The 23,132-nt window shown below is 41.9% G+C and carries 19 protein-coding genes and 1 pseudogene; 6 read left to right on the forward strand and 14 right to left on the reverse strand.

Annotated elements, in window-relative coordinates; all coding sequences use genetic code 11:
- Positions 1-50 precede the first annotated feature (50 nt).
- The 6 genes from ORI98_RS01120 to ORI98_RS01150 form a co-directional block, all read right to left on the reverse strand.
- On the reverse strand, positions 51-950 hold the full coding sequence (locus ORI98_RS01120; protein ID WP_306133917.1) for a chemotaxis protein: 900 nt from the start codon (positions 948-950) through the stop codon (positions 51-53).
- A gap of 455 nt (positions 951-1,405) precedes the next feature.
- Positions 1,406-2,956, reverse strand: coding sequence for a phospholipase D family protein (locus tag ORI98_RS01130; RefSeq protein WP_306133918.1), 1,551 nt, complete (start codon positions 2,954-2,956; stop codon positions 1,406-1,408).
- A gap of 86 nt (positions 2,957-3,042) precedes the next feature.
- Positions 3,043-3,522, reverse strand: a complete 480-nt coding sequence (locus ORI98_RS01135) for a dual specificity protein phosphatase family protein (protein WP_306133919.1) — start codon at positions 3,520-3,522, stop codon at positions 3,043-3,045.
- An 11-nt stretch (positions 3,523-3,533) separates the two neighbouring features.
- The gene (locus ORI98_RS01140; protein ID WP_306133920.1) at positions 3,534-4,808 is read right to left on the reverse strand and encodes a DEAD/DEAH box helicase; all 1,275 of its coding nucleotides are present in this window, start codon (positions 4,806-4,808) and stop codon (positions 3,534-3,536) included.
- A 565-nt stretch (positions 4,809-5,373) separates the two neighbouring features.
- Positions 5,374-5,922 carry a methylated-DNA--[protein]-cysteine S-methyltransferase gene (locus ORI98_RS01145; RefSeq protein ID WP_306133921.1) on the reverse strand — a complete coding sequence of 183 codons (549 nt, stop codon included), beginning with the start codon at positions 5,920-5,922 and terminating at the stop codon, positions 5,374-5,376.
- A gap of 29 nt (positions 5,923-5,951) precedes the next feature.
- The gene (locus ORI98_RS01150) at positions 5,952-7,499 is read right to left on the reverse strand and encodes an AlkA N-terminal domain-containing protein (protein WP_306133922.1); all 1,548 of its coding nucleotides are present in this window, start codon (positions 7,497-7,499) and stop codon (positions 5,952-5,954) included.
- Between the two features lie 200 nt (positions 7,500-7,699).
- On the opposite strand from ORI98_RS01150, the gene ORI98_RS01155 reads away from it, so the two are divergent.
- The 5 genes and pseudogenes from ORI98_RS01155 to ORI98_RS01175 all read left to right on the forward strand — a co-directional run.
- Entirely contained in the window at positions 7,700-9,529 is a 1,830-nt protein-coding gene (locus tag ORI98_RS01155) for an ABC transporter ATP-binding protein (protein ID WP_306133923.1), read from the forward strand.
- A 1,169-nt stretch (positions 9,530-10,698) separates the two neighbouring features.
- Positions 10,699-11,100: a hypothetical protein gene (locus tag ORI98_RS01160; RefSeq protein WP_261298103.1), complete on the forward strand. Its 402-nt coding sequence runs from the start codon at positions 10,699-10,701 to the stop codon at positions 11,098-11,100.
- 171 nt (positions 11,101-11,271) lie between these two features.
- Positions 11,272-12,816 carry a leucine-rich repeat domain-containing protein gene (locus ORI98_RS01165; protein ID WP_306133924.1) on the forward strand — a complete coding sequence of 515 codons (1,545 nt, stop codon included), beginning with the start codon at positions 11,272-11,274 and terminating at the stop codon, positions 12,814-12,816.
- Between the two features lie 108 nt (positions 12,817-12,924).
- Entirely contained in the window at positions 12,925-14,361 is a 1,437-nt protein-coding gene (locus ORI98_RS01170) for an OmpA family protein (RefSeq protein ID WP_306133925.1), read from the forward strand.
- 142 nt (positions 14,362-14,503) lie between these two features.
- Positions 14,504-14,675, forward strand: a pseudogene (locus ORI98_RS01175) (integrase core domain-containing protein); the annotation flags it as partial.
- 118 nt (positions 14,676-14,793) lie between these two features.
- Here the strand turns inward: ORI98_RS01175 and rfbC are convergent.
- From rfbC to ORI98_RS01210, 7 genes are all read right to left on the reverse strand, one after another.
- On the reverse strand, positions 14,794-15,351 hold the full coding sequence (rfbC, locus tag ORI98_RS01180; protein WP_306133926.1) for a dTDP-4-dehydrorhamnose 3,5-epimerase: 558 nt from the start codon (positions 15,349-15,351) through the stop codon (positions 14,794-14,796).
- A gap of 12 nt (positions 15,352-15,363) precedes the next feature.
- Entirely contained in the window at positions 15,364-16,362 is a 999-nt protein-coding gene (rfbD, locus tag ORI98_RS01185; RefSeq protein WP_306133927.1) for a dTDP-4-dehydrorhamnose reductase, read from the reverse strand.
- Positions 16,359-17,225 (reverse strand): glucose-1-phosphate thymidylyltransferase RfbA, encoded by an 867-nt coding sequence (rfbA, locus tag ORI98_RS01190; protein ID WP_306133928.1) that lies wholly within the window; start codon positions 17,223-17,225, stop codon positions 16,359-16,361. Before rfbA ends, rfbD begins: the two co-directional genes overlap by 4 nt.
- A gap of 82 nt (positions 17,226-17,307) precedes the next feature.
- A complete protein-coding gene (gene rfbB, locus ORI98_RS01195; protein ID WP_306133929.1) occupies positions 17,308-18,396 on the reverse strand; it encodes a dTDP-glucose 4,6-dehydratase in 1,089 nt (362 codons plus the stop codon).
- Between the two features lie 197 nt (positions 18,397-18,593).
- Positions 18,594-19,010, reverse strand: a complete 417-nt coding sequence (locus ORI98_RS01200; RefSeq protein WP_306133930.1) for a copper resistance protein NlpE — start codon at positions 19,008-19,010, stop codon at positions 18,594-18,596.
- Between the two features lie 98 nt (positions 19,011-19,108).
- Positions 19,109-19,822 carry a purine-nucleoside phosphorylase gene (gene deoD, locus ORI98_RS01205; protein ID WP_261298125.1) on the reverse strand — a complete coding sequence of 238 codons (714 nt, stop codon included), beginning with the start codon at positions 19,820-19,822 and terminating at the stop codon, positions 19,109-19,111.
- A 51-nt stretch (positions 19,823-19,873) separates the two neighbouring features.
- Positions 19,874-21,100 carry a NupC/NupG family nucleoside CNT transporter gene (locus tag ORI98_RS01210; protein ID WP_306133931.1) on the reverse strand — a complete coding sequence of 409 codons (1,227 nt, stop codon included), beginning with the start codon at positions 21,098-21,100 and terminating at the stop codon, positions 19,874-19,876.
- Positions 21,101-21,172: 72 nt separating this feature from the next.
- Here ORI98_RS01210 and ORI98_RS01215 point away from each other — a divergent pair, with 72 nt between their 5' ends.
- The gene (locus ORI98_RS01215; protein ID WP_306133932.1) at positions 21,173-21,370 is read left to right on the forward strand and encodes a hypothetical protein; all 198 of its coding nucleotides are present in this window, start codon (positions 21,173-21,175) and stop codon (positions 21,368-21,370) included.
- Between the two features lie 305 nt (positions 21,371-21,675).
- Here the strand turns inward: ORI98_RS01215 and ORI98_RS01220 are convergent, their stop codons facing one another.
- Positions 21,676-23,085, reverse strand: coding sequence for an MBL fold metallo-hydrolase RNA specificity domain-containing protein (locus ORI98_RS01220; RefSeq protein ID WP_306133933.1), 1,410 nt, complete (start codon positions 23,083-23,085; stop codon positions 21,676-21,678).
- Positions 23,086-23,132: the final 47 nt, after the last annotated feature.

A 23,132-nucleotide genomic window follows, 5' to 3' on the forward strand; every position in this document is an offset into this window, starting at 1 on the left:
AAGCCAAAGTACCCAGTGGTTTGACTCAGCATTACTGCAATGCCAACAGCTTACTTGGATAAAAATTGTGCGCCCCGAAGCATAGCTTCAATCAGTTCTTTGGCATCAAACTTGGTTAACGCTTCATTCGCGCCAACCTGCTTGGCCTGGCTTAAGCTAATCTCACTTGAAAGCGAGGTATGTAAAATAATATACGCCTTAGCGATTTCAGGATTATCTTTTACTTCAAATGACAACTCATAACCGTCTAACCCAGGCATTTCAATATCGCTGACCAACAGGTCAACAGGCTTACGCTCTTTTGCCGCCTCCACCATCATCATTAATGCTTCATGGCCATTAGAGGTCACTTCATAAGGAATATTGATTGAATCAAGCGCATCGGATAACTGCTTGCGGGCCACTTTAGAGTCATCGACAATTAAAATTCGCAGCGGTTTGAGTTTTTCGCGTTGTACGTCGGTCAAAATAGCGCGGTTAACGGTAGGATCATTGGGGAAAATCTTAGATAAAAGCAACTCAACGTCGAGTAACTGTACCAAGCGGCCATCAAAACGGGTAACGCCGGTTAAGTAAGCATTTTTACCTAAACTACTTGATGGTGGTTCAATATCACGCCAATTACATTCAATGATTTTATCAATGGCGCGTACCACAAAACCAATAACCATCCGCTGACAATCTGTGATGATGATAAAACAATTTTTCAACTCACTTTGTTCAATCGGCCGAAAACCAATGGCAGCCGCCATATCGATAACCGGAATAGTGCCACCTCGAACGGTCGCCGCCCCCATAATACTAGGATGAGAATTAGGGATTTTAGTCAATTCGGTAAAAGGGACTAATTCACGTATTTTAAGCGTGCCCAAAGCGAATAGCTGCGAGTGATTCAAGTGGAATAACAACAACCCTTGTGATTGACTAGCTTTACTCTGCTTTGACGCCATTAACGTTCCTCTATCGATAAAAATGAGTTCAAATTATTGCGACTTAATTAGTCACATTCCTACCATAACCTTAGGGTCTGTTGATCTTTGCTGGTGGAATTTTGTTCGAGATAAAAACGAATTAAGCGCGGCGAGTGAATTGTAGCCTAGCAATCTAAGCAAAACTCACTCAACAAAGCGTAATTCGTTTTTAGCCGAATCCTTCGGACAGCGTTTGTTGGCCATTTTTACTGCGTTATCGGCTTATTATGTAGAATAACTACACGGCAAAGCCTCTGCCTTGTATAAATGGCCAACAATTCACTGCAAAAACAACCTTGAAAGATCAACAGACCCTAAACACATCAACGATACGGTATTCTAATACCGTCAAACATTTTAGGGTATAAACTGACTATAGCATCAACATCAAATAATGGTGGCGTTATTGATTAAAAAATCCTGAAAAAACATCATCAAAGTTGTGATTCAATAGGCAAAAGCGATAGGGATTTTGCCGAAAATCGTTGCCACCAGCTTGCTTCAGGCTCTTGTTGATAATAGGTTTGATTTTGAATATCCAACCATTGTAATTGTTCATCTTTATATTCAAGCAAATACGCCCATTTTGAGATGCTGTTATCAATGCTTTCAACAATTAATTGCGTTAATTCAGGGTTTTCAATAATCACCCCCATTTCAGTATTTAACCAGGCTGAACGAGGATCAAAGTTAAAGGAGCCGACAAATAAATGCTGCTTATCAATCGCAATCATTTTGGCATGCAAGCTGCTGCGCGAGCTTCCTGCTAGAGTGGACTTTTTCGCTTTGGTTTTATCATTAGCGGGATGGGCTTTCATTTCATATATGATTACCCCGCCTTTGACTAAACGTTCTCGATAATGAATATAACCAGCATGCACCGCCAGCACGTCGGTGGCGGCAAGTGAGTTAGTAATAATGGTGACTTTCTTGCCTTGTTTTACCGCCGCTATCAAGGCATCAGCGCCTTTCTCGGTTGGCACAAAATAAGGCGACAACATGACCATTTCGTCATTGGTTTTTTGAAAGAACAGATTTAAATCATCCAGTAAAATAGGCTCATCGAGTTGATTAAGCTTATTCGGCATATCATAAATCAGCTCAGCATCAGACCAAAACCAGTTCAATTGATGGTTAAGCATTTGATATAAAAACTGCGACTGGGCTAAACGCAGCAGATATGGATGATCGAGCACCGATTGATGATAATCCCTAAAATACTGCTGAATTTCATCGGCTGCAGGTTGGTTAGATGTTCTTACAAACAGTTGTTCAATAGGCCTAACTTGAGATGAGTTCCAGTACAGGTCAAATTGCTCAGACACCTGCTGAACAACCTTACCCACCATCAACACATCAAAATCACCAAACTCAACGTTGTGGTTTGCCGAGTAATATTCATCGCCTATGTTTCTGCCACCCACCACGCTCACTAAATTATCAATAGTGAGCGATTTATTATGCATTCTATGGTTTAAGCGCGAAAAGTTATTTAAAAACGCTATATTACGAAAAGTTCGATCATCGGCTGGATTGAAAATACGAATACTAATATTAGGGTGAGCGGCAAGGTTTAATATGCCTAAGTCACGCCCTTTGGTGGTCATGTCATCCACTAATAACCTTACCCTTACGCCACGCTCTGCGGCGTTATAAAGGTGTAAGGTTAATAGCTTGCCTGTTTCGTCATCATGATAAAGATAATATTGCAAATCGATAGACACGCTGGCGCTATCAATCATCAATAATCGCGACGTAAAAGCATCTAAGCCATCATGTAAAGGATAAATGCCATTATGCGTTTCCAGTTCAGGAAGTTGCTGCAAATACTGAGCTAAAGGTGTGTTATCAGGTTTGGCGAGTTGATATTCAAGCGGCGCGGTGGGGTAAACATAATGGGTTGAACATCCGCTGACAAATAATGCCAATAAAAAAATAGATGCGTAATAAGAAAATAGCGGCCTTAACATCCTGTAGCGAAACATGTTTTGCTCCTTTAAACAAAAATGAGCTAATTGACTAAGTTAATCCCTTGGTCAAATAGCTCATTCAATCGAGGCTGGATGCTGGTTTAATTCGACGGGCTTTGTAATGTGTAAAGCACATCATAGACAAACTGATCCCAGCCCTCAGCATCAAATGCTAAACCACTGGCATTACGAACCTGGCTGACCGCGTGCACTGGAGCCACACCGTTTTCCATTAAATAATAAGCCATCATTAGCTCAGTACGATTGATACCTGAACGGCAATGTAACAATACTGCTTTATTTTGCGCTTCGGCTTGGCGAATAAAAGCCAATACTTTTGGCATTATTTCAGCACAAATTTCAACATCACCATCAACGGGCGGAATATTATCCGGCAAGTTAAATATTTGATGTTCGATGCCCAAATCAGCCATCTGTTGTGTATCACACATAGCGCCATCATTCAGTGATGCTATCGCACCAAAACCTGCGGCTTTTAACTCTGCTAAATCCCATGCATCTTTATTGGGACCACTGCGTCCTGCAAGTTGCCCATCAATTAACCAAAAAACTTGTTTCATATACCTACTACTTAATCTGGTTTTGTTGACCATACTTCGACGTTTACAGCGGGAAGTTTTTTACGCTTCTTTTTACCTGTACCGGCGGGTTTGGCCATTGGTTTAACGATTTGCGCACTTAATGGCATTTCTTCATCAGCCTCAAAGCCTGCAACTTGCTCACGCTCAAGGCGGATCTTATTCTTTTTCTCAATCACTGAGAAATGATGATAATCATCATGACATACCAAACTAATTGCCAGGCCAACTTCACCGGCTCGGCCACTTCGACCAATTCGATGCATATAATCAGCTGGACTTCTTGGTAAATCAAAATTAATCACCACGGGTAATTTATCAATATCAATACCCCGTGACGCAATATCGGTGGCAATTAATACATCAATTTCAGATGATTTGAAAGCCTCTAATACACGATTTCTTGCACCTTGGGCTTTATCACCATGAAACACCTCAGCATTAATGCCTCTTTTAGCTAATTTTTGCGCTAAATGTTCACAGGTATTTTTAGCATTGACGAAAATGAGTGCTTGTCGCCAGTGATTCTCATTAATTAAATGAGCCAATAATGCAGTTTTACTTTCACGATTTACGGTAAAAACGCGTTGTACCAGGGTGCTAGCTTCAGCACTTTGCATTTGAATTTCAAGAGGATTTGTTAATAACGATGAGGCTAAAGCTTGCACATCTTCCGGAAAAGTCGCTGAAAACAACAAGGTTTGCTTTTTCTTTGGCATTAACTCAAGCACTTGATTTAACTCTTCGGTAAAACCAAGACTTAACATGCGGTCAGCTTCATCTAACACTAAATGCGTCACTTTGTTTAACTTAAGTGCATTTGACGACAATAAATCTAACAATCGACCCGGTGTAGCAACAACCACATCCGCACCACCACGTAATGCCAACATTTGGGTATTAACCGACACACCACCAAATACGGCTACCGTTTTAATCAAGCCATTTAAGTGGCTAGAGTAAGACTGAAAACTATCAGCAACCTGCTTGGCCAATTCACGAGTGGGCACTAACACTAAACAACTGACATTATTTTGCTTAGAAGCACCGCGCTGGGTGTTCACACTTAAATGTTGAATAATGGGTAACGCAAACGCTGCCGTTTTACCAGAACCGGTATTCGCCCCCGCTAGCACGTCTTTACCTTGTAATAAGGCCGGAATAGTGGCTGCCTGCACAGGTGTGGCCGTGGTGTAGTTCAGCTCAGTGAGTCGTGCAAGTAAAGGTGCAGACAAACCAAAATCAGTAAAAGTAGCCGCTTGGGTCATGAATCAATTCAGTCAATTAAGATAAACGCCGATTTTACCTTAATTTAGCCAAAGAGGCTAGAAACACAGGGCGAGACACCAGTGTTATCACAGCTAAAAGTGACGCACTGTAGCGATTTAAACATCGCAAGGAAGAAGGATGAACACTTAAATCGAAAACCGACTTCAACCGCTCAACATGTCATCAATGGGATCTCGATGCCAACATGCTTGCGCCAGTTTATGAATAGTGTGTCTATACCCAAACGACCTGAAGATGCGCAATTTCAGCAAGAGTTTACACGCGTTTAAGCAAGGCATTGATTGCGAGTAATGGTTATTCCCATTCTAAAATCAATAACGCAGCATAAACGCGTGTAAAACTTGCCCTTTGGGAGTTTCACCGTGTTCCCCTGATTGTTAAATCAACAGCGTTGTTGCGTTAAATTATAAGGTACCTACATTACCGCATTAACGCGCCTAGTATTGAAAACACGGTGAAGCTCTGAAACATGCATCTTCAGGTTGATTGGGTATATAACGCGATAAACTATTTGCAATGCAGCCTTTGTTAATAAGTCTATTTCTATACTCTGTGTGACTTATCAGCCTCTAACCCTAATAAAAATTGCTTCATCTCTAAGCCATAGGCATAACCTGTTAACTTGCCATTTTTGCCTATTACCCTATGGCAAGGCACAATAATCGCTATGGGGTTAGCGCCGTTGGCTGCCCCCACTGCCCTTACCGCTTTAGGACGTTCAATACGCTGGGCAATATCAGCATAGCTACAAACTTCGCCAAACTGCATTGCCGCTAATGCTTGCCATACTTGGTGCTGAAAAACCGTACCTTTGGGCGCTAAGGCTAATTCAAATGCTTGGCGCGTACCGGCAAAGTATTCACTTAATTGTCCCTTTACTGCGTGAATATGCTGCTGTGCGCGCATTTTGTTGTCTGAAAAAGCAGCTATGGGGAGTTCATTTACAGCACACTCCTCTACTTGATCTGATTGACGGTTTAGATCCACAACCGTCAAATGGGTTAAGCCCATAGCTGACGCCTTTAACGACAAAATCCCAACAGGGCTGGTAAGGTGCACTTCTAACACTGGCGGCTGATATTCAATGACCATATTGATTTCCTTTATTAAGCTGTTAAGCCTTAAGTATTTGCCCAAAGTTGGAACGTTAGATAGCTGCCCCAAGGAGCAATTTGCTGCGCGATGTCATCGGCTAACTCGATATACTGTTTTGGGGTATCAAGCGCCACGGTAAGTGGTTGGCAAAAGGCTTTTAAGCGATTTTTAATCACTAAGTCGCCAGATAAAAACACATTAGGATTACTTTGGCCGCGCATTTGCGCATAGGCCACAGTCCAGGGGCCAATCCCTTTTACATTTAGCCAATCACTCGGTGTTGAACGTGGGTTATCATGCACAAACTGTCCTAGCCCATTTAAAGCTAACTTTCTTGCCCCAGGCATTTTTAGCGCGTCTAAACTAGCCGTTGCAATAGCAAGCGGGGTTGGAAATAAACGATACTCTTGCTGATTTATCACAATTAACTCACCATAATGTGCCACGAGCGTATTCAATAACTTAGACGCTTGTACCACACTCACTTGCTGCCCCAGAACGGCACGGCACGCCGCCTCGAACACTGTAAAGGTAGCAGGGATCCGTAACCCCTTAACCATACTTAAATCATTGATTAAGGTTAGGCCTTGAAGATGATTTAACAACACGGGTTTAATGTCTTGCAACTTATGCTCAATTGTCGCCATATCAGCATCAAGATCGAGCATCTTGCGCACAGCATTTACCACGTTTGCCAAGTAGCGGCTATCGGCTGGACGAACAAAGCTGACGGTTAATGCAAACTGCGCTTTGCTGGCGATATGTTTAACCGCAAATATGCCTTTCACCCCATCTAAATCAAAACTGCGACCATAAGTATTATCAGACAGCCACTCCATTTGGTTCACTTGCCTTAAATGATAAAAATCATGCATGGCTTGCCAATTAAGTGGTGGGCGATAACTTAGCTTTAAGGAAATAGACGAGTTTACCTTGCCAGCAGCAAGCGTGCGTGTAGATCTCGAATCGCTCGGCTGTGGATTTATTGATTTCCTTAACGCACTCGGGGTTAATAACAATGCTTGTTTAAAGGCATCATTAAAGCTGCGAATACTATTAAATCCCGCCGCTAAGGCGATTTCAGTAATGGGCATACTGGTTTGATGCAAGAGTTTTTTAGCAAACATCACTTGTTGGTACACCGCATAACGCTTAGGCGAGGTACCTAAATATTGATTAAATAACTTCACCAAATAGCGACTACTGATCCCTAATTTTTCAGACAGCAGCTCAACACTTAAAGCGTTATCCCCCGCCATTGCACCAGCATCAATCAACTTGACGGCTCGTTGCAATGTCGTTTGCGTGCCCATCCAAGCATAGGAATGCGGCGCACTGTCTGGACGACAACGTAAACAGGGCCTTAGTCCGTGATTGGCGGCTTTTATACTGGTATCAAAATAGCGAACATTTTTTTCATGGGGAGGTGATACAGGACAAATTGAGCGGCAATAAATCCCCGTACTAAACACCCCGGTGAAAAACTGTCCATCAAATCGTGCATCTCGGCTTAGCCTCGCCTGACGGCAAACTTCAGCCAATAAGGCGCAATCATGTTCAGGTAATCTAGGCACAGCGAATCCAACAAAGGTGATATTGACAACTACTCTACGATAGCCAGTTTAGAAGCACTAGCGAAAATCGGAACTCAAGCTAATGTCTGCTGCACACTTTATTGTCCAAATTATCCCTTAACTCAACATCAAAGATAAACAAGCGCAAGTAGTTCAGGTATCCTAAGGATGAATTTTTTGATGAATAATTAGAGCCCTGCATGTTTAACTTTTTTGAATCATTAGTAAAACCCTTACCGCCAGAAGAACCCACCCAGCCGCCAACAGGCTTATATGCTTTTTGTCGTCATTACACTAAAGGGTTTGGTGCACCACTTATTATCATGTCAATTCTGACAGCATTATTAGCCATGTTAGAAGTGTCATTGTTTGGGTTTATGGGGCAACTTGTCGATTGGCTAGTCACCAAAAATCCTGACACCTTATGGCAAGAAGAAAGCACCACATTAATTACCATGTCGGTCATTGTATTGGTGATCATTCCACTTTTGGTATTACTGCACTCATTGATTGTTCACCAAACGCTACTAGGCAATTACCCGATGGCCATTCGATGGTTAGCGCATCGTTATTTACTTAAGCAAAGTATTTCCTTCTATCAAGATGACTTTGCCGGTCGTGTGGCAACTAAGGTGATGCAAACTGCCCTTGCTGTGCGAGAAACAGTGATGAAGCTATTAGATGTATTGATGTACATCTTGATTTACTTCACCTCAATGTTAGTCATGATAGCCAGTGCAGATGTGCGTTTGATGCTGCCTATGCTGATCTGGCTTTTTGCTTATGTAACCATTCAATGGAAGTTAGTGCCAAAGCTTAAAGCCATCTCTGCCGAGCAGGCTGATGCCCGCTCAAGTATGACCGGCCGTATTGTTGACAGCTACACCAATATTTCAACCGTTAAACTGTTTTCACACACTAAACAAGAAGCAGATTATGCCCAAGACAGCATGATGACCTTCTTAAAAACCGTTTATGGCCAAATGCGTTTAGTAACAGTTATCAGTGTATTGGTGCAAATTATCAATTACCTTTTGGCCTTTACCATTGCTGCTGTGTCTATTTGGTTATGGGCGGACGATGCCATTACTGTGGGCGCTATCGCTATCGCGGTGAGCTTAGCACTGCGCTTAAACGGCATGTCACAATGGATAATGTGGGAAATTAGCTCACTATTTGAAAACATCGGTACCGTTACCGATGGCATGAATACCTTATCCAAACCAATTGCTATTGAAGATAAGCCGCAAGCTAAAGCGCTTAATGTCAGCCAAGGTAAAATTGATTTTAACCAAGTCAGCTTTCACTATGGTGAAAAAACGGGTGTGATTGACAACCTTGCATTAAACATTAAACCCGGTGAAAAAGTCGGTTTAGTGGGACGCTCTGGCGCAGGTAAATCAACATTGGTGAACCTGTTAATGCGCTTCCATGATGTCGAAAAAGGACAGATATTAATCGATGACCAGCCTTTAACCGATGTCACCCAAGACTCCTTGCGCGCACATATTGGCATGGTAACTCAAGATACCTCCCTGCTTCACCGCTCTATCCGTGAAAACATCTTATATGGCGACCCACACGCAACTGAAGAGCAATTGATGTCGGCAATTAAACAAGCCCAGGCCTATGACTTTATTCAAGATTTGACCGACCCCCATGGCAATGTCGGCTTAGACGCCCAGGTTGGTGAGCGCGGTGTCAAGCTATCAGGTGGACAACGACAACGTGTTGCCATTGCCAGGGTACTGCTGAAAAACGCACCAATTTTGATTTTAGATGAAGCCACCTCAGCACTCGATTCTGAAGTCGAAGCCGCAATCCAAGAGTCGTTATATGAATTAATGGAAGGTAAAACCGTTATTGCCATCGCCCATCGTCTATCGACTATTGCCGCAATGGATAGATTAATAGTACTCGACCAAGGCAAAATTATTGAGCAAGGAACACATCAAGAACTGATTGCTTCAGATGGCATTTATAGCCAGCTTTGGGCACATCAAACCGGTGGATTTTTAGGGATTGATTAGAGTGGAGTAATGGTAAAAATGTAGTCTCTAACTAACCACACCTAGCATTAATAATCTGACTATTTGAAAACACCTGCTCCAGGATAAACTTGGAGCAGTTGATGACAATCATTGCGACCAAATAGATAGCACTTTTAATTGCGAGCTGGTTAGTCGTTGGCTAAGGGCTGACCATATACAGCTCCTAGGCAGACGTTTTACAGGAAGGCTCTATTTATGGCATAGATAACTAACCTAAGGATTTTAAGGGCACGGCTTCCCCCCAATGGCAACAAATCAACCCATTGACATTAAAACAAGTGGCACAGCAAGAGTTTATGCTCCACCGGTGATAGTTACCCGTGGCGTTCTGGATAAAATAAAGTCAGATCTATAAGGTAAACTACCTGTTTGGCAGATAGTCACACTTCATACATCCCCGTTGCAATGCAGTACTTAACAGCCTTGTTCTTTTCAAGCGGTATTAGCCCAGGGCTACCGCATGAGTGATTGCATTTTATACAACTCGTGAAAGTTTATTAAACGAAACGCCGTGAAATCATCCATGATGGCTTAACAACTGCGTCCATGCAGTTGATATTCGATTAATAAACTTCCACTAATTGGGCGAAAAGTATTCGCGATCTCACCCTGGGTATTAGCCTCCTTATCATTAATAATGATGTGCCGACTCGCTTAAAAATCGATCATGGTAATTTGATCGTGAAAACTAGCCTATTTGGTGAGAGGAAATATCCATTATCTGAAGTGATTGGTGTGGTTAATGTGGCAAAAATAACCTATCTGATAACACGTCAAGGCTCAGAACAACTCGCTTATAAAATACCCACTAAATATAGTTATGCGATTCACAGCTGGCTAATACCTTTTTTAAACAAGTGACTTTTTTCAAAATTAACGAATGACCCATAGACTTCAGTCTCGCAAGTACATTTTATGCACTTTCTAAGAAACTCTTCATATAAATCGAGGGTTAACAAGTCTAACTTCCATCAAAATACACCCGAAAGGGTAATACAGCGAGCGATAACTTTAGGATAAGATCATGGCGTAAAACTAAAGTTTTATTTTTTAGCGAATAAGATTACATCTCATTGTTATGCTTTTTTGTCTAAATTAACATTCGCTCCTTCATGGACGTTTTACTGTTGATATAAAGGACTATTTAAATGAAATACGCTTCACTTTCTGCCTTAACACTTGCTGCGATTCTTACTGGTTGTGCTTCAGATCCTGGCCCTCGTATGGCACTCGAAAAAACGGTCGAAGTAGATGGTACAGAGCTCAAATTTAACGGCAGTTATCATGACAAGAAAAATATTTTGATCTTAACTGTAAACGGCGACCCCATTATGCAAGGTCGTTTTCCCCCTTACACTCCAACTCAAAACTTAAACGCAAAATACAAAGATTTTGCTGTACGCAGCCATTGTTACTTTGGTTCAGTGTTAGGTAATCAAGGCGGCGCCTTTGGTGCCATCGCTGCTGTCGTGCAATCTTCAAAGAGCAGTACGGCCGATAAATGCGAGTTATATGTCAATGAAAAGTTAGTCGATAATTTATATTTCTAAATTTAGGCTTAACGATTAATCAGGGGGCTTGTTTCCCCCTGAATTGATATCTCATGCCTCATGGACTATTGCCCATCTTTTATAACCTTGGTTGTATGAATCAGTCTTGTGGGCAACCTGTCTTGATACTCATCAATCAAGGCTAGATTGACTATATAAACAGGGAAGCTAATGGCAATTAAGCAATTATTAAAGCTAGTACCCTACCGCGGTTTCACAGATAAACAATTTAGCTCGACAATATCTATTGTGCTTGTTATCACAGCAATGACATACAGTAACGAGCTACTCGCAATGTCGACCCGCGATGCCATCCTAAATTTCAAACAAGATACCAGCACTATCGTCGAGCAATCCCATCTACTCAGTAAACAACATGCCCTGCAAATGGAACTGTTATCACAAAAGCTAGACGAGACTCAAAGCGCTAAAAAAGTGCTACAGAGCGAATTTATTGGCGACATGACACAGACTGCCGAGCAAATGTTAGCGCTAGCCAACCAGTATTTACCCCATTATCAGCATTTTCTCGCAAACATCGACAAAGACAGTCACTGCTATCAACCCGAGCAATTAGTGCAATTTAAACAAACTACAGCAGAGCTGCAAGACTATGTCGATAACATCGACTCCCTAGTAACGACACGAGATGAAGCTGAAGCGTTCTCGGCATTAATGGCGTTCAATCTTGGTCAAACCCAGGTCAATATGGTTGTAGACATGTTTGAGGTGGCTAAATTCTGCTATCTGTCTGAGGCTCTTCCCTCTTTGGTTGAAAACGTTCAAAGTGTCGAGATGGAAATGGTTGAGAAACTAATACAACATGGGGCGACAGATGAATTTACTGACGCGACATCGCAGGCGGTTCTAACAAGGGCGACTGAGCCTCAATCACAGCAGCCACAAAATAAATCTGTTGAAACACTGACGCTAAGCTATGAATTTACGGCTAATGCTCTCCCTTATTTTAACGATCTTAGCTATCTTGAAGTCCACGATATTTCTCAACTCAAACAACTTACGTTGACCAATCAACTCAGTATTAATGAACAACTTAAGTTACAGCTGCCAGATGCTGTATTAGCCGATATAAGCCAGCCATACCAAGCCCGTATTACTGGTGTTGTCGAGACCGACAATGAGCGAGTCACCCTAGATATATTACTGGTACGCTCGCCGTCATATTCTATCGATGCAATGTCATTTAACGACCCACAAATAGCAAGCTGTGTAGAATCTGCTGCTAAGCAGCTTCAATTAAGTAACAGCAATGAACTTACTCAGCTTAACTGCCGCCTGTCATCGACAGTAAGTATTCAAGACCTGAAAAAATTCAAACAACTGCAAACAATCAATTTAAAGGGCGGGAAAATCACTGATTTATCTCCCTTATCGAGCTTAGCGAAATTAGAGATACTCAACCTAGAGCAGAGTCGGATAGCCAAGTTTGGCGATATTAGTCAACTTTCAGCTAACCTGATGCTATCAAATATCGACACTCAAGATTGGCAGGCATTAGCCCATAGCCAAGCTAGCTCTATCTCGATCATGAACATGACAGATTGCTCGCGGTTAGCCCCTTTAGCACATCAGCCTGGTGTCGCCTTAATGTATAAAGGACTTGACCCCAATCAGATGATGGCGCTAATGCAAAAAATGGACGAGAGCAACAAATCACTGACAGTGTTAACAGATTGCCCTGCCCCCAAAAACTAATAAGCAAACAGCTAAGCAGCAAAAGTTAAACCTTAAAAATAGCTCTGAGAAACTAAGTGGCATAGATAATCAATTGCCTTTAGTCCATAAACTGTAAAAGGAAATACAATGATAAAAAAACTATTATTAGCGCTATGTTGTACTTTAGCCGTCAGCGCTCAAGCAGAGCCAGAGCAACAGCCCTTCACACCGCTTGCCGATAGTAAGGTTTATAAAAAACAGACTCGTCATTATATTCCGTTCGCCTTTATCTCAGGTATTAATAAGGGGGAATATCAAACTCAAACTTATGCCGGGCAGCTAAAACGCACCTATTATGAACTTCCCAGCAGCTATGACCCTAGCCATGCCGTTAATAACTATAAAGCACAAATAATAAAGCTAGGAGGCAACATACTATTTGAATGTCAGCTAGATGCCTGTGGTAACAAGAACAATCTTTCGAAACAAATTAGTCCGCTTAACGATATTCCGAAGAACTCACCGGCCTTACTCACGGCTAAGCTCCCCCTTAAAAACAAACAAGTTTACCTCTCAGTCTATGCGACTAATTGGCAAAATGGTGCTGGGCTGCAACTGGATATTATCGAGGAAATCGATGAGCCACTGGATCTGTTAACAACCAATCAAGCCTATCTCGGCGCGGTGGTAGAACAAGAGTCATTTAAAGACAGAACGAGCAAGGATACACAAGGCGCTAGCGATCATCCCATGATAGCCAGACTACCCGGTGCCTATATTCAAGATTACCTACAACAAGGATTTGGCCAAACCTTAGTGTTCGATGGCATAGACAAGGACCAACACAAAATCAAGCCCCTTGAAGGTAAGATCACCGATATAAACTACAAACTTCCTCGCGGTTATTCTGAATATGAGGTCAATGCTAATTTCAAGGCGGCGTTAGAAAAACTCGGTTTTGTGCGTGGGTTTCACTGCCAAGGTAATGAATGCGGTAAATCACGAAAAATTCATCAACGCATCAAAACCTTTGCACATATTGGACTGGATGAAAACCAGTTTTATTCTCTCTATAAATTAGCTCGCCCTGAGGGTACTGTGCATGCCATGGTCTACATTACAGGTTTCGAGAATGGCCTATGGAGCGAGCTTAAACTTATTGAAGAAACCAGCCTTGTAGATGATAGATTAGTTATTGATCTAAAAGGCCTAACTGACAAGATTGCGCAAACTGGTCACGTGGCACTAGACGGCCTATTGTTTAAGTTTGATAGCGATGAAATGCTACCAGAGGCCGCCGAAGTGATAACGATTGTGGCAAGCTATCTTAAGGCTAACCAGCAGCAAGACTTCTATGTTATCGGCCACACCGATGACCAAGGTCAACAGAGCTATAACCAAGTGTTATCTGAAAAGCGGGCTAAGGCAGTGGTGCAATCACTGACCAGTCAGCACGGTATAAACAAACAACAGCTTACCGCCAAGGGTATTGGCGAATACTCCCCAGTTGCCAACAATAGTAACGATGCAGGCAAGCAACTCAATCGCCGTGTCGAGTTGGTACTTCGCTCCGATAATAAGTAACCAGTACTCAGGTTTAATAATACTAATCGGAGTAACTTAAGGTGTGCGCTGAACAGTCGTTCGACGCACACCTATTGCAGTACAAATATCCTAGTTTAGTTGTACTTTCAGCCAATCACCTTGCAAGTTTAGCCTCTGAACGTGTTGGTACAATGCTGTTGTAAAGCGGTTTGGGTTGTTTGAAACACGATTGGTTATTAAAACTACCACATATAACTCGTCAACGTGTGCGTGATGATGTGGCAAAATATATGAAATATTACAATGCAGAACGACTTCACTCGGCAAATGCTGTTCTGTCGCCAATAGATTGAGAAATCTCTTTTAGAAAAGAGTCCGGTTGGGGTGACCAGAACCCTTTAGGGATGCTCATTTATAGTTTCAAATATATTATCTGTATACGATTTAGTAAGATGAGTTTTTAAGCTGCTCTTAAATGTGGTAATCAAGTGGCTCAATGTCGGCAAAAGCGGCTGCTTGCCGATCTTTATCAGACAATAATGGCCCCGCAGTTAATGGCCAGTCAATATTCAAATCTGTATCATTCCATAAAATGGCTTTTTCTGATGATGCATCATAATAATCAGTACATTTATAAACAAAATCGGCATAGTCACTCATCACATAAAAACCATGTGCAAATCCGGCGGGGATCCAAATTTGTCTTTTATTATCTGCAGATAAATACTCTCCCACCCACTGCCCATAAGTTGGCGAGCCTTGGCGAATATCCACTGCAACATCAAACACTTCACCAGCGGTCACCCAAACGAGTTTACCTTGAGTATGTTGCTGCTGGTAATGCAAGCCTCGCAAGGTTCCTTTAAACGAGCGGGAATGATTATCCTGAACAAACGTTATAGGCTGACCAGTCACCAATTGCTCGAAGCGTTGCTGATGCCAGCTTTCCATAAAAAATCCACGCTCATCAGCAAAAACCGTGGGTTCAATAAGTTTGATATCGGCTATGGCGGTGTTAATAATCTTCATTAGGTGTCTTAATTAGGGTTTCGGTTTCATCAACGGCTCAAGTGAAAAGTCAGTTGAGCTGACAAGAACGCTTAATGCCGCTTGCCAGTCAGATGGCAGCACATCAAATACTTGCGCTATTTTACGACAATCTAAACGTGAGTTCTTAGGTCTTTTAGCCGCTCTTGGGTATGCTTCAGATAATATGCCATTCACTTTGGGCAAAGTATCAATAATATCACCTTGTTTAGCGGCCATAATTATCGCGTCAGCAAAGCCTTTCCAACTGACATAAGGCAAACCACAATAATGATAAATACCATAATGAACAGACGAAACATCATCACCGGAAAGTTTATTAATCAACACCTCTATCACTTTGGCGATATCACCCGTATAGGTTGGGCCGCCAATTTGATCGTCAACAATATCCAACTGCGAATGGTTTTTCGCTAGCGTTAAAATTGTCCTGACAAAATTTTGTCCATGTTCAGCAAAAACCCAGGCTGTGCGGATAATAATGTGCTTGGTACAGCTTTGCTGAATGGCTAACTCTCCCGCCAGCTTACTGTGTCCATACACATTAATAGGATGAGGTAAGTCTTGCTCGGTATAGGCCGCGTCAGACTCACCTGAAAACACATAATCAGTAGAAAGGTGGAACAATACCGCATTAATTTTTTCAGCGGCTAACGCTAAATATTGTGCGCCATCATGATTAACCAGATTGGCCTGAGTCTCATCGTTTTGTGCATTATCAACTGCGGTATAACCCGCGGCATTGATAATGATATCAGGCTTTACTTTATCAATGATTTCGCAAACGGCCGCTAACTGAGTAATATCCAGTTGTTTGTGAGTGTAGGCATATAAATCGACTTTACCTGCTAACTGTTTAACAATCGATACGCCAACAGCACCAGCTGCGCCAGTTAGCATTACCTTGACAGTACTAGGGGCTTTGATTGGTATCTTATGCTGGGTTTTAGATGTCTCGACAGATACGCCTTTATTTTCTATGTCAGATATCATTGAGTGAGCAACTTAGCCAAATATTGACCATAAGCGTTGTTTTTCATCGAATGGGAAATTGCAGATAATTGCTCATCTGTTAGCCACCCCTTTCGCCAAGCAATCTCTTCTAAACAAGCCACTTTCAAGCCCTGCACATTTTCAATGGTTTGCACAAAACCTGACGCCTCATGCAAACTTTCGTGGGTGCCGGTATCTAACCAAGCAAATCCCCAGCCTAACAGTGCCATATTCAAGTTGTTATCAGCTAAATAGCGATTATTAATATCGGATATTTCAAGCTCACCTCGTGCAGAAGGTTGTAATGCTTTAGCAAACTCAACCACCCGATTATCATAAAAATATAAACCCGTTACCGCATAATTGGATTTAGGTTGTAGCGGTTTTTCTTCAATCGATAAGACTTTAAAATGACGATCAAACTCTACAACGCCAAAGCGTTGAGGATCTTTCACTTGATGCGCAAAAATGGTTGCGCCAATAGGTCTATTAGCTGCATCTTGCAATGTTTGACTGAATGATTGACCATAAAAAATGTTATCACCAAGCACTAAGCATACTGAACTATCACCAATAAAATGTTCACCAATGATAAACGCTTGCGCTAAGCCATCCGGTGAAGCTTGAACCGCATAGGTTAATGAAATACCAAAATCACAGCCATCACCGAGTAAACGTTTAAAACTGGCTTGGTCTTCTTGGGTGGTAATAATAAGTACGTCACGAATGCCTGCAAGCATCAAAACAGATAAAGGATAATAAATCATAGGCTTATCATAAATCGGTAATAACTGCTTCGATACGCCACGAGTTAATGGATAAAGGCGTGTACCAGAGCCACCAGCAAGAATAATTCCTTTCATAACCCTTCACCCACCAACGCTAAAAGATAAACACCTTGTGCGATTATTCTTAAATCAGTCACCATCGATAACAAATAGCCATTTATTTTCCTATGACCCCTAGCGACAGACCTAAGCGTTCCCGCTGATAACTGCCATCTTGAACTTGCTTACACCAAGCCCTATTTGCTAAATACCACTCAACTGTTTTGCGGATACCTGAGGTAAAGGTTTCTTGTGGTGACCAGCCTAGTTCAGTGGCAATTTTAGTGGCATCTATGGCATAGCGTCTATCATGTCCCGGTCTGTCGGTAACATAAACAATTTGCTCCGCATAAGGGGCCGATTTGGGCACAAGCTCATCCAGTACCGCACAAATTTCGGTGACCACTTCAATATTGCGTTTCTCATTATTGCCACCAATATTATATGTTTGCCCTACTTCGCCTTCGGTTACCACCTTAAGTAATGCACGAGCATGGTCGTCGACAAATAACCAATCACGGATCTGATCGCCTTTGCCATAAATGGGTAAAGGTTTCCCTTCAAGCGCATTTAATATGACAAGAGGAATAAGCTTTTCAGGGAAATGATACGGGCCATAATTATTAGAACAATTTGAAACCAAGGTGGGTAAACCGTATGTGCGATGCCAAGCTCGCACCAAGTGATCACTCGCCGCTTTTGAAGCTGAGTAAGGACTACTGGGCGAGTAAGCGGTATGCTCGGTAAACAATGGTAAGTCAGCTTGATCTATTTCATCAGGGTGGATTAAATCGCCATACACTTCATCAGTCGAGATATGATGAAATCGAAATGCATGCTGTTTTTGTACGGTTAAGGTTTGCCAATACTGACGACTAACCTCTAATAGGTTGTAGGTGCCAACAATGTTGGTTTGAATAAAGTCACTCGGGCCAGTGATTGATCGATCAACATGGCTTTCGGCAGCTAAATGCATCACAGCATCTGGTTGATGCTGTTCAAATACTTGTTGCAGCCTGGCTTGATGACAAATGTCGACTTGCTCAAAACTATAGCGGCTATCTTGAACAATAGACTTTAATGACAATAAATTGCCAGCATAGGTTAACTTATCAACATTCACCACACTGTGAGTCGTGTGCTGGATCAAATATCGAATGACGGCTGAACCAATAAAACCAGCTCCGCCGGTGACTAAAATGTTCAATGAAAAACTCAATAGGTAAAAATATAATTAGCTTGATTATAATAGAGTTTAAGGCAGGAATGATGGATTTATTCTGTGTTCAATATGATATTAAAAACAGGGCATACTTAAACGCCCCATGTTAACCAAGCTTACTTGGCCACTAAAACCGTGATCTGTCAAAGTGTAAAAGTAAGCCATGCGCGTCAATTTGCAAATTACAAAACCGGCTCTTTGTAAAGCGTATAAACCTTCTGTTCAGTCGCACTGCCATCATTAACAAGAACAAGACGGTTTTCAGCAACAAAATAACGCATCTCTTTTATGGTGATCTCATTGCCTGCTGAATTCCAGGATATTTCACCTTCGTCCATAACCGTTGCGCTCATTTTGCCGATGTAACTTAAACTTTGCATATAAGTCCCATCATGTTTCAGTTCTAAAAAAACGTCAGTACCTTCACAATCCGCACATGGAACGGTTCCTTTATATATTCCATTCCAATCTAAAGATGTTCTTGCGGTGTCGGCGGCGTTGATGCTGGTCGTTTCATCCGGCCCAGCAACGGTATTTGGGCTACCACATCCCGTTAATACTGCACCACACGCTATTAAAAATACGGCTAAAAGTTTCATTTATCACTTACATCTTTATTGATATCAATTCAGTCTAGGAGCAAACGATTAATCCATTGATTTGCCGTTTGCTCTAGTCATCTTGCTGACAATCACCATTAATTAAGTTGGATTATCGCCTCTAAGGTAAGCTTGATCATCTCGTTCAAGGTTTGCTGGCGCTCTTCTGCCGTTAAATGTAAGCCCAGTCTTAGATGATCGGTTACTGTCATCATGGCTAGCGCATTTGCACCGTATTCAGCAGCAACACCGTAAAGTCCTGCGGCTTCCATTTCAACGCCCAAAATGCCATATTTTTCCATTAAATTATAACGTTCTTCATCTGCACTATAGAATAAATCTGAGGAATATAAGTTACCTACGTGATAGCTTACATCTTGCTTCTCAGCGGCTTCTACGGCTAATCGAAGTAAATTAAAGTCGGCTATCATGGCAAAATCGGTATTAGGGAAGCGGCTGCGATTAACGGCAGAATCCGTGCTTGCCCCCATCGCCATAACGACATCCATTAGCTTAATTTTATTGCTTACCGCGCCGCATGATCCGATGCGAATGATATTCTCGACATTATATTCTGTAATTAATTCTTTCGCATAAATCGAAATGGAAGGGATCCCCATTCCTGATCCCATCACCGAAATCGGTTTCCCTTGATATTCACCGGTATACCCAAGCATGTTTCTAACATCGGTTACCAGTTTCGGATTATCCAAAAAGTGCTCGGCAATATATTTGGCACGTAAAGGATCACCAGGCATTAACACGGTTTTTGCAAAAGCGCCCTGAGGTGCATTGATATGTGGGGTCATGATATCTCTCCTAACAGACCCGCCAAGTGTCATGATCCTGGCGGGATAATGTAATTAGCCCGCTAAACTGAATAGCAAACCAGCAATAGTTCCACTCATTAAATTTGCTAACGCAGCAGCAATTAAGGCTTTAAAGCCTATTTCACTTAAATCATGTCGACGTTCGGGACACAGTGCCGCTAACCCACCAATCACCATGGCAAGAGAGCCTAAGTTAGCAAAGCCACATAACGCAAAACTGATAATAATTTGAGTTTTCTCTGATAATTCAGGCGCAACTTTTAAAAAGTCGACGTAAGCAATAAACTCATTGATCACCATTTTCTGGCCAATAAATGATGCGGCTTGGGTTGCCTCACTCCAAGGCACCCCCATTAACCACGCTAAAGGCGCAAATAAATAGCCTAAAATGCCCTGCAGCGTTAAATCGGCATAACCAAACCAAGAGCCAATATTACCGACAAAACCATTAATCAAGGCAATAAGGCCAACAAAGGCAATCAACAATGCAGATACAGCCAACACTTGTTGCATACCCATCGCGGCACCATTGGCTGCCGCATCAAGTACATTACTTGGCTTATCCTCTTGTTCATCCATCACTTGCTTTATGTCATTACGGGGCTTTTCCGTTTCAGGCCACATCAACTTGGCAAATAATAATCCCGCTGGAGCAGTCATGAATGCTGCGGTAAGCACATACTTAATATCAACCCCCATCTGGATGTAACCAATCATAGTGCCACCCGCAACCGATGCTAAACCACCTGTCATTACGGCAAACAGTTCAGAGCGAGTCATGTGTTTAACAAAGGGACGCACCATAGAAGGGGCTTCAATAGGCCCGACAAAGATATTTGCTGTAGCAGATAATGATTCAGCATGGCTTGTGCCTAATAATTTAGATAAACCGCCGCCAATCAGGCCAATAATTAACTGCATTATGCCAAGGTAATACAACACCGCGATTAATGAACTGATAAAAACCACCACAAACAGCACATTAATAACGAAGATAAAGCCAAGACTGTAAGTCGCTAAACCGCCAAATATGAAGCTTAAACCTTCATTGGCATAGTTAATGACATGCATGACACCACCAGACACGGCATCTAATACCCTTTCTCCCAAGGGGACATAAAGTACAAACGCACCAAAAGCGACTTGTAAAGCAAGTGCGCCTATTACGGTTCTTGGGTTAATGGCACTGCGACGTTCCGAGAATAAAATCGCTAAACCTATTAAGGCCATCATACCGACCAAACTGATGAAAACTTCCATACATTTTTGACTCATTAATCTTAGAATAAGTCGCAGTGTACGAAATAAAAACGCAGACTCAAGTGCTTAACCTTGCAAAAACAACAAAAGATGAACTTTTATTATCCACTTGATATTAATCAACAAAAAATCAAAATACCGCAAACACCGCTGCAACAACAAGCAATCGACACCACACCAAAAAACCAAACATCACCGCAAAAAAACCAACTCACAACTAACAACCTTAACACTTCAGGTAACATGCAGCTTGAGTGTGCCAAAGAGTGATAAACCGCTAAAACACGTAAAATGCAGAATATAAATTACATAGTTGAAATTAAATTCCATAAAATTGGCTGAGGTTAGAGAGTATGAATAAAGTGCTCGGAGATTACTAAAAAGGAGCTCATTATGGACTGGATAGCACAGTGATGAAGAGAAAATGAGCTAAGGGATGAAGCGTAAAATAAGCCAAGGGCTGGCTAAAAATAATCCCCCGACAATAAGAAATAAATAAGCTTGAGCAGAGTAAAGAACATCATTAAGAAATCAATCTCAATCATCTCAATCTATATCTCAACAATGTTTTAAACTTAATCTTTACCTATTACCACGTCACAATCGGGCAGTAATTGGCGATATTTATCAGCCAGAGCAAGCTTTGCGTCATCATCGCCATGCACGATGCGAATATGCTTGGGCTGGTGATGCATCCGTTTAACAAAATTCACTAAATTAGTTTGATCAGCATGGGCGGAATAACCACTAATGGTATGAATGCCAGCTTTGATATCAATACGTTCGTCATCTAATACAACATACCCCCCTTTCGGGCCGTAAGTTTGAATGTCTCTACCCGGTGTCCCGTTAGCTTGATAACCTACAAACAACACATCTGCCGTTGGTTCAGTCAAAAAGCGCTTTAAATAGTTCATCATACGACCACCACTACACATCCCCGAAGCCGCAATAACAATGGCAGGTTTATTACGTGAGCTAAGATAATTGATAACGGCCAAATGGTCTTGGTGCGAATCAATGGTAAACAGCTGCTCAAAATCCAAAGGATGGCGACCTTTATTGACAACCCGCTTGGCTTCGCTATCCCACAACACCTGAAACTCAAGATACTTCTGGGTAAATTTAGCCGCCATTGGCGAATCAACAATAATATCAATCTGCTGCCAAATAGCATTATGCTGATTTTTAGCAATAATCTGCTCAAACTCATAAAGTAACTCTTGCGTTCGCCCAATGCTAAAAGCGGGAATAAGTACAACCCCCTTATCGGCAACGCACTTTTCAATAAGCTGTTTCAGCAGTTTACTGCGATGTTTTCTGCCTTGGTGATTTTTATCACCATAGGTTGATTCAATAACTAACGTATCGGCACGATAAGGACTGCGCGGACTGGCTAACAAAGGCGCATAAGTGGCACCTAAATCACCTGAAAACACCACCCTGTGTTTTGCTTTGCCTATCAGGTCAAACTCAATATAGGCAGATCCTAAAATATGACCTGCGGGTTTAAACTTAAGTTTAACCGCACTAACGTCCTGTTTATGTTCAACCGTTAAGTTTAACGGCAATGCTATCCATTGATGATATTTAACGGGCACAATCAGTGATGCAAGTTTAGCTAAAAAGGCTGCAATTAACGCCTTATCCCGTGTCACACCAATTTTTAGCGCATCCTCAATCACTAATGGCAATAACGCCGCAGTCGCTTCGGTGGCATAAATGGGTTTATCAAAACCCGCGGCAATTAAATAGGGAATACGACCAACATGATCAATATGACAATGAGTTACGACAAGCGCTTGAATAGTGCTGATATCAAAATCAATTTGCAGTTGTTGGGCCGAAGCCTTACCCGCGGTTTCAGCACCTTGAAACAAACCACAATCAACAAGATAACTAGACATAACGCCTAGCTCATTCACATCTAATTGATGACATGATCCCGTTACGCCATTAACCGCGCCATGATGAAGTATCTGCATAAAAAATCCTTTTTATAATTTAGATAACTTAACTTAGCACATAAAAT

The sequence above is a fragment of the Shewanella sp. ULN5 genome (assembly GCF_030731885.1).
GTDB lineage: Bacteria > Pseudomonadota > Gammaproteobacteria > Enterobacterales > Shewanellaceae > Shewanella > Shewanella holmiensis.

Excerpts from the sequence above, each read along its gene's own strand:
- ORI98_RS01120 (WP_306133917.1), bottom strand. The coding sequence starts at position 950 with ATGGCGTCAAAGCAGAGTAAAGCTAGTCAATCACAAGGGTTGTTGTTA.
- ORI98_RS01130 (WP_306133918.1), bottom strand. The coding sequence starts at position 2,956 with ATGTTTCGCTACAGGATGTTAAGGCCGCTATTTTCTTATTACGCATCT.
- ORI98_RS01135 (WP_306133919.1), bottom strand. The coding sequence starts at position 3,522 with ATGAAACAAGTTTTTTGGTTAATTGATGGGCAACTTGCAGGACGCAGT.
- ORI98_RS01140 (WP_306133920.1), bottom strand. The coding sequence starts at position 4,808 with ATGACCCAAGCGGCTACTTTTACTGATTTTGGTTTGTCTGCACCTTTA.
- ORI98_RS01145 (WP_306133921.1), bottom strand. The coding sequence starts at position 5,922 with ATGGTCATTGAATATCAGCCGCCAGTGTTAGAAGTGCACCTTACCAGC.
- ORI98_RS01155 (WP_306133923.1), top strand. The coding sequence starts at position 7,700 with ATGTTTAACTTTTTTGAATCATTAGTAAAACCCTTACCGCCAGAAGAA.
- ORI98_RS01160 (WP_261298103.1), top strand. The coding sequence starts at position 10,699 with ATGAAATACGCTTCACTTTCTGCCTTAACACTTGCTGCGATTCTTACT.
- ORI98_RS01165 (WP_306133924.1), top strand. The coding sequence starts at position 11,272 with ATGGCAATTAAGCAATTATTAAAGCTAGTACCCTACCGCGGTTTCACA.
- ORI98_RS01170 (WP_306133925.1), top strand. The coding sequence starts at position 12,925 with ATGATAAAAAAACTATTATTAGCGCTATGTTGTACTTTAGCCGTCAGC.
- rfbC (WP_306133926.1), bottom strand. The coding sequence starts at position 15,351 with ATGAAGATTATTAACACCGCCATAGCCGATATCAAACTTATTGAACCC.
- rfbD (WP_306133927.1), bottom strand. The coding sequence starts at position 16,362 with ATGATATCTGACATAGAAAATAAAGGCGTATCTGTCGAGACATCTAAA.
- rfbA (WP_306133928.1), bottom strand. The coding sequence starts at position 17,225 with ATGAAAGGAATTATTCTTGCTGGTGGCTCTGGTACACGCCTTTATCCA.
- ORI98_RS01200 (WP_306133930.1), bottom strand. The coding sequence starts at position 19,010 with ATGAAACTTTTAGCCGTATTTTTAATAGCGTGTGGTGCAGTATTAACG.
- ORI98_RS01210 (WP_306133931.1), bottom strand. The coding sequence starts at position 21,100 with ATGGAAGTTTTCATCAGTTTGGTCGGTATGATGGCCTTAATAGGTTTA.
- ORI98_RS01220 (WP_306133933.1), bottom strand. The coding sequence starts at position 23,085 with ATGCAGATACTTCATCATGGCGCGGTTAATGGCGTAACGGGATCATGT.